1 protein-coding gene is annotated in these 961 nt (G+C 40.5%); it reads left to right on the plus strand.

Annotation, left to right across the window (positions count from 1 at the left end):
- The first annotated feature begins 91 nt into the window (after positions 1 to 91).
- Positions 92 to 490 (plus strand): hypothetical protein, encoded by a 399-nt coding sequence (locus HMPREF2675_RS10625; protein ID WP_070815041.1) that lies wholly within the window; start codon positions 92 to 94, stop codon positions 488 to 490.
- Positions 491 to 961 lie beyond the last annotated feature (471 nt).

Consider the following 961-nt stretch of genomic DNA (forward strand, 5'->3'; position numbering starts at 1 on the left):
GCCGGGAAATAGAGTTAGAATTTTTAGATCAGGAGAGTTTCAGAGCCGTAGCTTTCATGCTACGCAAGCAGCGTTTTGAAGGTAAAATAATATGACGACTTATACTATTCCAAGAAAAGATTATCAATTTCTGCATATAATTGAAGGGTCTCTATTAAACTATACTTTGAAAAATGATGAATTTCATATCATCGTCAAGAATGTGAATTATCCGGATTTTCCTCAAGAGAACCCTATGCTCAATTATTCAGACTGGGTAAAAATTAAATTCAAGCAGTTCAGCTATCTAAAATTTAGATATGAATACGCTACGAAGAGCCAAGATAAAAAGATCAAAAATGTATTGGAGCTTGGCAAATTAAAGCAGGATGATGAAATCTGGGATTATGGAGGTACGTTGGAATTGATAGGCGGTAGGTATGATCTTCCGACCGGTTTTAGCATAGATATAGTTTGCCGGGAAATAGAGTTAGAATTTTTAGATCAGTAGAGTTTTGATTAAACAAGCCGTAGCATGTCATGCTGCGCAAGCAGCCTTTCGGAAGCTCTTGACAAAGCCGGTTGGGCATATGTGCTTTATTACTTAATATTACTCAACGAGAATGTGTGCGGAACGAACGCATGCGGTTTTCAAGGTTTGAGCTAAGAGGCAGTCTGAAACAGAAAAACCGTTTCAGACTGCCTTTCTTTCGACAAGTTGCCACAGCAATCAGAAAAAGTAGCCTGCATCACCTTATGCACTGAAACCGCCCAATCAAACTCAGTTCGACAAATATGCCAATGATCTCAAGAGCGAAGTCGAAAAACGCGAAGGCAGAAAAATCAGCAGCCAAGAAGCGGCAATGAGAATCAGCAGGCAGATACTGCGCTGGGTGGACAAAGGTTCCAAAGACGGCTATACCGACCAAAGCGTCATATCCCTTATCGGAATGAAAGGCGAAGACAAAGCCTTGGGTTATAC

The organism is Neisseria sp. HMSC061H08 (genome assembly GCF_001836795.1).
Classification (GTDB): Bacteria; Pseudomonadota; Gammaproteobacteria; order Burkholderiales; family Neisseriaceae; genus Neisseria; species Neisseria subflava_A.